General features: G+C 48.0%; 3 protein-coding genes and 1 tRNA gene. 3 read left to right on the forward strand and 1 reads right to left on the reverse strand.

What is annotated here, in order from left to right:
- The first annotated feature begins 95 nt into the window (after positions 1–95).
- The 3 genes from BOW51_RS10345 to BOW51_RS10355 all read left to right on the forward strand — a co-directional run bounded on the left by BOW51_RS10345 (position 96) and on the right by BOW51_RS10355 (position 1,084).
- Entirely contained in the window at positions 96–596 is a 501-nt protein-coding gene (locus BOW51_RS10345) for an invasion associated locus B family protein (RefSeq protein WP_167367335.1), read from the forward strand.
- A 29-nt stretch (positions 597–625) separates the two neighbouring features.
- Positions 626–895 carry an oxidative damage protection protein gene (locus BOW51_RS10350; protein ID WP_078477642.1) on the forward strand — a complete coding sequence of 90 codons (270 nt, stop codon included), beginning with the start codon at positions 626–628 and terminating at the stop codon, positions 893–895.
- Positions 896–1,008: 113 nt separating this feature from the next.
- A tRNA-Phe gene (locus BOW51_RS10355) sits at positions 1,009–1,084 on the forward strand.
- Between the two features lie 152 nt (positions 1,085–1,236).
- Here BOW51_RS10355 and BOW51_RS10360 read toward each other — a convergent pair.
- On the reverse strand, positions 1,237–1,878 hold a 642-nt coding region (locus BOW51_RS10360; protein ID WP_217349040.1), incomplete at its 5' end, for a tail fiber domain-containing protein.

The following is a 1,878-nucleotide window of genomic DNA, read 5'->3' on the forward strand; positions in this document are numbered from 1 at the left end:
GACGCAGGGCGTCCGGGGCAATAAAGGCTGTCGAAGATCGAGTGTAAAAGGGCGACTTGGATGTCCCGTTTTACATCACGAGATCAAAGACACGCTTGGCAGTTGGGCTCTATTCAACGACTACCGTTGCTCAGCAGCAAGGTGAAGTTACAGTCAATGAAGGACATGGGGACTGGAGGGTAACCTGTCAAACGGTCAAGCGCGAGCAGGCCGAGACAACACAATGTGTCATGTCACAGATTCAGAAGCGAAAAGACTCAGAAAGGGTACTTCTGGAGGTTCGTGTCGTGCCAACAGCGGGAGGAAAGATTGCCGGTCGTATACGCATGCCTCTCGGCGTTTCTCTCAAGGATGGTGTGACACTGAGAATCGATGATACTGAGCCATTTGCGGCGCTGGCCTACAGAACCTGTCTGCCGAGTGGTTGTATGGTGCCTTTTCAGTTTGATTCGGACATTGTGAAGAAATTGAAAGATGGGGGAAACCTGAAGCTTTCCCTTGTTTCGGTTAACAACAAGAAATTTGGTTTTGCGGTTTCTCTGAAAGGTTTTACCGCAGCATATGACAGGGTAAAAGGCCTGACGGGTGTAGAATAACCGATCACCTGTCAATTAAGGAGAAATTAATGAGCCGTAGCGTAAACTGTATCAAGCTGAAAAAAGAGGCCGAAGGCCTTGATCGCCCCACCTATCCCGGTGAGTTGGGCCAGAAAATTTTTGACAATGTCAGCAAGGAGGCATGGCAGCAGTGGCTGCAGCACCAGACGATGCTGATCAACGAGTATCGATTGAGTCCGATAGAACCCAAGTCGCGCACTTTTCTCGAAGAGCAGATGGAGAAATTCTTTTTTGAGGATGCCGCCGACCTGCCGCCTGATTTCAATCCACAAGGCTAATTTCATCTTGACTTCTGACGGCGCAAACGGTTTAATTGCGCCTTCATTTTTTGAACAGCTTCAGAAAATGAGTGATGTGAAGCCGGGTTTTACCTGGTCACACATCAAATTTTGCCCAGGTAGCTCAGTCGGTAGAGCAGGGGACTGAAAATCCCCGTGTCGGCAGTTCGATTCTGTCCCTGGGCACCATATATTCAAAAAGCCCATGCAGAGATGCATGGGCTTTTTTATTGGTCGTTATCATTCTCTACGGCCTTCCTTTGCATGAATAAAAGGCCTGACCATATCTGATCAAGCCTTGTTCAGTATGACTATCCGGTACAGGCCGGAACAAGCGGTCTCTATAGGAAGATTTCCGCGTTGTTCTTTTTCCATTCATTGAACGTAATCATCTTTAATCCCAGCTTGTTATAGTAAACAGCATAGAAGCCCTTGTCTCCGATGGTAACTGCATCACGATAGTCTGACTGTTCAAGCAGATCCTGTGCCATTACGCCGACATAGGGTTTCTCGTCCCACAGATATTTGAAGGAGTAGAGTTTCAGATCATTATCCAGTGTTGCTATTTGCTCGACATCCCTCTTCAGGCGGTTGTCGGATACGGGAGGCGAGCCCACGTTATTATCACCTTTCGTATCAAGCACACCAATGCCAAAGTTGAATACTTTCTGGCAGAAATCATAACCAAGATGGAGCTCGCTGCCCGTAAAGTTGCGTCCGCCAATCAAGCTACATCCCAGCTTGTTATCTTTTGCCGGATAAAAAGTGACGCCAGCACCGCCCATCCAGGCATTTTCTTCATCGGTTGAAAGGACATTCAGACTGATGCCGAAATCTTTTATCCCGCCAGCACCAAACGGAATGGTAAGAGAAATCGAGGCTGTCGGATCATAGTCAGTTGATGATGGTTGTGGCACACCTGCGTAAGCACAAGCGTGTCTTTGATCTCGTGATGTAAAACGGGACATCCAAGTCGCCCTTTT

The organism is Solemya elarraichensis gill symbiont, from assembly GCF_002021095.1.
GTDB lineage: Bacteria > Pseudomonadota > Gammaproteobacteria > Chromatiales > Chromatiaceae.

What these genes read in the sequence shown, in the direction of transcription:
- BOW51_RS10350 (WP_078477642.1), top strand. Translation starts at nt 626, where the DNA reads ATGAGCCGTAGCGTAAACTGTATCAAGCTGAAAAAAGAGGCCGAAGGC.